Source organism: Marinilabiliales bacterium (genome assembly GCA_007695015.1).
In the GTDB taxonomy this organism is placed as follows: Bacteria; Bacteroidota; Bacteroidia; order Bacteroidales; family PUMT01; genus PXAP01.
This window is the reverse complement of sequence record REEN01000099.1, coordinates 1-6807: the sequence shown is the minus strand read 5'-3', so window position 1 is coordinate 6807 and position 6807 is coordinate 1. Positions and strand designations below refer to the sequence as shown.

Sequence of the window (6807 nt, the reverse complement as noted above, 5' to 3'; positions counted from 1 at the left end):
CCGGCGAGCTGAGGTGGAACCCCAGGGCGGAGAGGTTTATTGACAATGATGCTGCCAATGCGATGTTAAGCAGGCCGCAGCGTCATCCCTACGGGTCGAACTATGTGAAGCTTTAAATTAACGGGAGTGCCGGAAGATGATACCGGGTAACATGCTTTACCCGGTTTGAGATATTTTTTTCATTCCTTCCTGCTTTGTGCCTGAAGGAATTCCGACGATTTGCCGGTGCAGGTAACGTCCAGCTTGTGCATGGCACGTGTACAGGCGATATACAGCAGTTTCCTGTCAGTTTCAGTGTGGTAGTTGCCCCGGGTAGCAAAAGGTACTATGACCTGGTCGAATTCAAGACCTTTAGCCATATGGACAGCAGTAATGACAGCCCCGGTAATAAAAGCCACGCTTTCGCTATTGAGGAGATAGACTCCCGGGGGATGGCTCTTTATCATATCAAAGAGCCTGTCTGCCTCCTTCTGGGTTTTACAAATTATGCCCAGTGAGTTGTAGCCTGAATTGCTGAATATGGCTATAATGGAACTTATGGCAGCTACCTCTTCACTTTCATTGCTGTACAGGGTAACGGCAGGTTTTTCACCATGCCGTTCTACTGGTACCAGTTCGTCATTCCGGCAGATATTCTGTGTGAAGCGGGTGATCTCAACAGTTGACCGGTAGCTTTTAAAAAGTTTTACAATGTCGGCATTGACCAATACCTTTTCGATATCATTTGCCGAGGTTGGCCCCCAGGGGGTAACGGACTGGCCCGCATCGCCCAGTATGGTTTTTCTGCATGGAAAGATTTTTGCCAGAACTGAATACTGAACAGGCGTGTAATCCTGCATTTCGTCAACAAGCAGATGCTTAACCCCGTTGAATGTTTTTGAGCCTTCAAGCCTTATTTGAAGGTAGATCATGGGATATACGTCGGCCCATTCAAGTCCCCCTTTTCCTGTCCTGAAATATTCCGGCCTGCCAAGCCAGTCGTAGAAGCTTTTGTAAATATCGCGCAGACTGGTGTATCTGAGCATATTCCTGATGTCCGACTCAATTTTTCTGATGTCAGCCGTACTGAGATCAGTGCGATGGGTTTTTTCGATGAATTCAGACACCTGCTGTGCAATTGCAGCAAATCTTTTGAACAGCGGCACACGGCTGAAGGCAAGATATTTTTGGGCAACCAGGGTATAGGGTACATAGTATCTGCCAACTTTCAGATCATTTGGAACAAAGTATTCATTTTCAACATGAACCAGGAACTGGTCAAGCTTTCCTGTCAGTTCGTGCGAGGCTTTGTAACGTGTTCTTTCAATGAATGCCTTGTCTTTTCCTTCGATCATCTTTGACACCTGGTCAATGAATGTCCGGAACCTGTATTTTTTGCCCAGCAGTTTCGCTGCAAGATCTTCCATGCCGGTCTCCTCAATCTTCTCTTCACCCAGTTCGGGCAGCACGTTTGATATATAGTCGGAGAAAACCCTGTTTGGAGAGATAATCAGAATGTCCCGGGAGGTGATAGTATCCCGGTATTTGTAAAGCATATAGGCTATCCTGTGAAGTGCAATTGAAGTCTTCCCCGATCCTGCCACGCCCTGGATTACAAGGGCATGGGAGTGCTCATTTCGTATTATCCTGTTCTGGTCCCTCTGTATCGTGGCCACGATATTCTTCATCTTTTCGTCTGTGGTACCGCTCAGTTCCTGCTGGAGTATTTCATCGTGTATATTGAGTGAACTCTCCAGCATGAACTCCATCTCGCCGTTTCTTATCCGATACTGCCGTTTAAGGTGTATTTCGCCGGATATTGTTCCTGACGGAGAATTAAATGTGGCCTGCCCGAGCTCATAATCGTAAAAAAGTCCCGAGACCGGTGCTCTCCAGTCGTAAATCACATTGGAATTTGATTTTGGATCAAAAAAGGCGTGGACCCCGATGTAGACTGGCACCTTTTCGTTGCTTCCCTCTTCAGTAAAATCGATCCGACCGAACCAGGGTGAGGAAAGCAGCTTTTCAAGGCGTCGTTTTTTCAATGCTGCCGTTTCGCCTGTAAGGGCTGTCTGCCAGATAGACTGCCTTACAGATACCTTCTCGGCATGGTCCATCCCGGCACGGTTCTCCCACAGATAATCCTTGTAATCCTTAACATTGCCCGAAAGGGCGTCAATATTTCCTTCAGTGCGGTTTATCTCATCCAGCAGCTTTTGTTTGACCTGCTCCAGGTAATCTCTTTCCTCTTTCTCTGTCTTATTGATCATTGAAGTGGTAAAGTTTTAAATTCAGCCGGCAAGAAGAAGATCTACGCCTTCAACAAATCCGGATTTTTCAAAGTGTTTTTTTATTTCATTTCCTACGCCCCTTTTTGAGATGAGGTTAAGGATAAAGAATTCCTCCGGACTCTCCAGTTCCTCATAAGGTATGAAATTGAGCTGTTTACCGGTGTACTCGCGGACATCAGTGAATCCCCATATATTAACTCCCATATTCGATAGCAGTTTTGCCTTGCCTGCAATATTCCTGCTGCTTCCGCAGATGACGATCTTTTTCCCGGGGGCCACGTTTCCATTTATCCACCTGGCAAGATACTCATACCGAACCTTTAGGAAGGCTTCTGCAGAATAATTCTTGTGTGTCCGTGTAAGCCTTTCGCCGTGGTCATTCCATTGAACAAGGGGCTCAGGGATCTTGTAGAACCTGACCCCTTTTTCAAACCACCTCAGCCACATCTCATAATCCTCAGGCAGGTCACCCGTATTGTAATAGCCGTAACGGTTTATAAGCTCTTTGCGAAACATGATAGTGGGCTGGGCGAGAGGAGATTCGACGAACCTGGCCAGGTAATGCTCCTCGTGGGTGATAATCCTGTTCTGCCATTCCACATACAAAGAGAAGCCCCGGCTGTTGCCGATCACGGAGCTGAAAATGGTCTGCGCCGCGACCGCGCCGGTTTCCGGGTTGGCGGACAGAAAGCCGGCCTGTTTCATCAGCCGGTCAGGCATGGAGATATCATCTGCATCCATCCTTGCTACCAATTCTGCACGCACACTGCTAAGCCCCCTATTCATGGCGGCAGCAACTGATTGTAAGGGTTCATATTCCAAACGTATCCTGTTATCTGCATTACACCATTTCTCTGCAATGGATGAAGATACCGGGCACGCGTTGTTATTGACAAGGATCAACTCCCAGTCCCCGAAAGTCTGACTGGTTATGCTGCGGACTGCATCGTCCAGCTTTCTTCCCGGCCGGTAAAAGGGCAGGATGACAGATACAATAGGCTTATTTATTGAAGATCGGGATCTGTTCATTATTTTTGCAAATATATAATTTGTGCAATACACTTTTTGCAGGTGAAAACGTTTGGTTTTGCATATGACTAATTCAGGTAAATACTGCTACGATTACCCCAGGCCGGCAGTAAGCGGGGATTGTCTGATTTTTGGCTTCGACGGCGAAGATCTTAATATCCTGCTTATTGAAAGGGGCAAGGAACCTTACAAAGGCAGATGGACCTTTCCCGGAGGGTTTCTTGATATGGATGAAACTACGCTTCAGTGTGCCGAGAGAGAGCTAAAGGAGGAAACGGGAATAGAGGGGGGCAAACTTGAGCAGTTGGGAGCATTCAGCGGAGTTGACCGGGATCCCCGTGGAAGGGTCATTACCATTGCTTACTATACCGTGGTTCGCAATCCGGAAAACCAGCCCGTTGCAGGCGATGACGCAGCAGATGCCAGATGGTTTAAGGTAAAGGACATCCCGCCACTGGCATTTGACCACGACCTTGTTATGAGAGCAGCCATAACCAGGCTGCAGGCAATTATTAAAGATTCAGGCTTACTTCCGGCAAATGAAATGACTTTTACAGGCACCGAAATGGAAAAGCTTAAATCCTTAATCCTGAGCCTCAGTTTCGAACCTTACATGCCGGAGTAATTCTATTCACCGGCCAAAGAACCGGGATTTTCTGCCTGATGATTTTATAAAGCCGGCCAGTACCAGGCTTAATTCTGCCACCCGAATACCAGGCTTAGTCCTGCTGTCCGAATACCCTCCTGAGAAGGTCGGTTACCCTTGCTGCCGGGTTTGTACGTATTATCTCCTCCTGTTCTGCCAGCTTAAGGAAAAGTCCGTCAAGCGCCCTTTCGGTAAGGTACCTGTCAAGTTCCACATTGACCGGTTTAAGGTCTGACATACGGCCAACAGCCGAATTCGCAACCCTGTTCCACTGCCCTGTGAGTGCATCCCAGGCCTCTGCTGTTGATATATTGCCCACCAGGGCCCTGTCAACCGAACTTTTTATACGCGGCTGGTAAAGTCCGTATAGCTCATCCCAGGTAGCCGACCTGAGGTAGGAGGTAGCGGCATCACTTTCGCCTCTCAGGATGGCAAAACCATCCCGTATGGACATATTGCGCACTGCTGCAGCAAATACCGGTGCGGCTTCCCTTGCTGCATTCTCGGCCGACCTGTTTATGCGGAGAATGAGGTCTTCTACCAGCTTGTCTCCGCCTGGAATTAACGACAGGTTCTCGGTTATTATCTGTGCTTCGGGCGGCAGCATAATTCTTACAGCCTTGTCGCGGTAGTAACCGTCGGTTGCCGAAAGCCTTGAGGCGGCAGAGTCGGCCCCGATGGTTAGCGCCTGCTTCAGTCCGTCAACCACCTCCTGGTTTGTCAGCGGCCCCGGTGATTCAAATTGTTCGGCAATCTGCCTCAGTTCGGCACAACCTGCAATAATAAGTGCAAACAGCACGATAAGTGCAAACTTCAATCGCATATTATAAGGATTTGAATTTTTTTATAAATATAGTCAAATCCGCCATCAGAGGACAAAGTACCAGCCCACTTTAAACAGGATTGTGTCGGCAATAAGCCCCAGCAGGAAAAGTCCCCCAAAACTCTTGTTGTAGTTGAATGCATGCGCAGACAGGTAAAGTGGCCAAACTCCCCTGTCCAGGTCAGGTGGTTCAGATTCCGGCCTGGGTTTCGAATACACCCGGTACGCCCATAACATTTTCGGTATGGCCAGAAGTGTGATAAGCATGACAGGACTAACCGTTCCCATAACCACCAGCAGGCCGACAAGGACATACTGGGATATCCAAAAGCCGACATTTGCATACCTTGCAATCCTTTCACCCAGGATCACAGGAAGGGTATTTACACCTTTTGCCTTGTCTTCCTTAAGCTTGTCGGTGTGTTTTCCGAAAAGTACTGAAGTCGGGCCAATGGCATAGATCAGTCCGATCAGCGCCACCTCCCAGCTCCATACCGAACCTCCCGCAACATAGTATGTTCCGCCTATCATCAGAGGTCCCCACACAAGTATTACAGTAGGCTCGCCCATTCCGATATACTTGAGAGGCCAGGTGTAAAACAACAGGAAAAAGAGGCCCAAAAAGGCGAGTACCGGTGTCAGCGGGCCGGTATTCATTACAAGGTAGATCCCGGCTGCTACGGCGAGCGACAGGGTTATACCTACGTACCTGTAAAAAACCGGTTTGGTAAGGAAACCGTTTTCCAGGGGCTGTGGGCCGTACTGTGAACGGTAGTAGTTGTTGACATCAATGCCCTTGTTATAGTCCACCAGGTCATTGATCAGGTTATTGGAGGCGTGTGCGAAGATCAGTCCGATCAGCGCCACCATAAAGAATACCCAGTTCACATTGCCGTCTTTCCATGCAAGAATTCCGCCTATCATAGCCGATATGGCGGTCATGACGAAAACAGCTGAACGGGTAGCCACAAGCCAGCGAGAGATGATATCGTAATTGTCCCACTCAGCACGGTCAATACGCGGGATTGTGCGTAATGCCCTCATCCATATCTGTATTGTTGTCATCTTAGTATTATTTTGGTTTATTCAGGGTTTAAACAGTAATTGAGGGCAGTTGTTCACGCGTGCTGAAAAATAATCGGCATTTTAAGAGGTATCCTTTTGTACCTGGTCGCATCAACATTTAAGTATTTCTTTTGTTAACATTTCAGGAAATCAATCAGGAAAGGTAAAGCAATGCAAGGCAATAATAAGTCAAATCATCTGAAAGGGCAGACAAGCCCCTACCTGTTACAGCACGCAGGAAACCCGGTGGACTGGTACCCGTGGGGCAGGGAGGCCCTTGAAAAGGCTGCCGGCGAAGATAAACCCATACTTGTAAGCATAGGTTATTCGTCATGCCACTGGTGCCACGTTATGGAGAGGGAGAGTTTTGAAGACCAGGAGATTGCAGAGATAATGAACAGCTATTTCGTATGCGTGAAAGTCGACAGGGAGGAACGACCCGACATCGACCATATGTACATGACTGCCGTGCAGCTTCTCACCCGGCAGGGCGGATGGCCGCTTAACTGTTTTGCCCTGCCCGATACACGGCCATTCTGGGGAGGGACGTACTTTACCCGGGAGCAGTGGAAAAGTGTTTTATTGCAGATAGCAGATCTTTACAGGAACCGCAGAACAAGTCTCGAGGAACAGGCTGAAAGGCTTGTGCAGGGCATTTCATCGTCAGGATTGATAGAGGTTTCTGGCCAGCCTGATTCTTTCGATGAGAGGCAGGTAAAAGAATTATATGACAATGTTTTTGATCACATGGACAGGGAAGAGGGAGGAACACTCCGTGCCCCTAAATTCCCTCTGCCCGTAACCCTCGAATTCCTTCTTCATTACTGGCACCACGGTGGCAGCAGTGAGGCGCTCCAACAGGTGGAGCTGACCCTGGCGAAGATGGCGATGGGGGGTATCTATGACCAGGCGGGGGGAGGTTTCGCGCGCTACTCGACCGATGATAAATGGAAGGTCCCGCACTTTGAGAAGAT

6 protein-coding genes are annotated in these 6807 nt (G+C 48.5%); 2 read left to right on the top strand and 4 right to left on the bottom strand.

Annotated elements, in window-relative coordinates; genetic code table 11:
* Positions 1–179 precede the first annotated feature (179 nt).
* Both EA408_12850 and EA408_12845 read right to left on the bottom strand, forming a co-directional pair.
* Positions 180–2249 carry a helicase gene (locus tag EA408_12850; protein ID TVR69237.1) on the bottom strand — a complete coding sequence of 690 codons (2070 nt, stop codon included), beginning with the start codon at positions 2247–2249 and terminating at the stop codon, positions 180–182.
* Positions 2250–2270: 21 nt separating this feature from the next.
* Positions 2271–3332: a glycosyltransferase gene (locus EA408_12845; protein TVR69236.1), complete on the bottom strand. Its 1062-nt coding sequence runs from the start codon at positions 3330–3332 to the stop codon at positions 2271–2273.
* 31 nt (positions 3333–3363) lie between these two features.
* Between EA408_12845 and EA408_12840 the strand changes: the two genes are divergently transcribed.
* Positions 3364–3924, top strand: a complete 561-nt coding sequence (locus EA408_12840) for an NUDIX hydrolase (GenBank protein TVR69235.1) — start codon at positions 3364–3366, stop codon at positions 3922–3924.
* Between the two features lie 94 nt (positions 3925–4018).
* Here the strand turns inward: EA408_12840 and EA408_12835 are convergent, their stop codons facing one another.
* Together EA408_12835 and EA408_12830 are read right to left on the bottom strand one after the other, a co-directional pair.
* Positions 4019–4768 (bottom strand): DUF4197 domain-containing protein, encoded by a 750-nt coding sequence (locus EA408_12835; protein TVR69234.1) that lies wholly within the window; start codon positions 4766–4768, stop codon positions 4019–4021.
* Between the two features lie 45 nt (positions 4769–4813).
* Complete coding sequence (locus tag EA408_12830; GenBank protein TVR69233.1) at positions 4814–5833, bottom strand: prenyltransferase; 1020 nt, start codon at positions 5831–5833, stop codon at positions 4814–4816.
* Between the two features lie 171 nt (positions 5834–6004).
* Between EA408_12830 and EA408_12825 the strand changes: the two genes are divergently transcribed.
* Positions 6005–6807, top strand: an 803-nt coding sequence (locus tag EA408_12825; GenBank protein ID TVR69232.1) for a thioredoxin domain-containing protein, incomplete at its 3' end; no start/stop codon positions are given.

What these genes read in the sequence shown, in the direction of transcription:
- EA408_12850 (TVR69237.1), bottom strand. Translation starts at nt 2,249, where the DNA reads ATGATCAATAAGACAGAGAAAGAGGAAAGAGATTACCTGGAGCAGGTC.
- EA408_12840 (TVR69235.1), top strand. Translation starts at nt 3,364, where the DNA reads ATGACTAATTCAGGTAAATACTGCTACGATTACCCCAGGCCGGCAGTA.
- EA408_12835 (TVR69234.1), bottom strand. Translation starts at nt 4,768, where the DNA reads ATGCGATTGAAGTTTGCACTTATCGTGCTGTTTGCACTTATTATTGCA.
- EA408_12830 (TVR69233.1), bottom strand. Translation starts at nt 5,833, where the DNA reads ATGACAACAATACAGATATGGATGAGGGCATTACGCACAATCCCGCGT.